Here is a 471-nt window from a genome sequence, read left to right as displayed (position 1 = left end):
GGATACCGCGTTGGACTTCGGTTGGAGAAGCAGCGGAGCGACGATAAAGATCGGCAGTCCGGCCAACATCGATCAGGTCGGCTCGATTCTGGTGCTTGGCGGCTTGGTGCGATTGGATCTCAAGCTCGATACCTCGATCGCCGGCAGCTCGGGCGATACGCGATTCAACGTGAAAGCCGACGGTTCCGATCTCGTCCAGAGCCGCAGGTTGCCGGAAAGCGGCTTTCTCGCCAGTACCCTGAAAACCAGCATCAACGTCAATCCCGTGGTGCTCGGACTGTGCTTGCCTTTGCTGTGCGGCTCGACGGCGCTCACCGACCTCATCGTGAATTCCGTGGTGGCACCTCTGGTCGATGGGCTGCTGACGCCGATCCTGAATCTGGTCCTGCCCTTGCTGGGGGTACAACTTGGATACATCGACGCGGAGATTCTGAAGGTCGATGTCGGCAGGGCGGAACTGCTGATCTAGCA

General features: G+C 59.4%; 1 pseudogene. It reads left to right on the top strand.

Annotated elements, in window-relative coordinates:
* A pseudogene (gene tadG / locus MUU46_RS00125) lies at positions 1–469 on the top strand (type 4b pilus Flp biogenesis protein TadG); the annotation flags it as partial.
* Between the last annotated feature and the right edge of the window lie 2 nt (positions 470–471).

The organism is Scandinavium tedordense (genome assembly GCF_024764965.1).
Lineage (GTDB): Bacteria > Pseudomonadota > Gammaproteobacteria > Enterobacterales > Enterobacteriaceae > Scandinavium > Scandinavium tedordense.
Note: the sequence above shows the minus strand (reverse complement) of the source record. Positions and strands in the feature narration are given on the sequence as shown.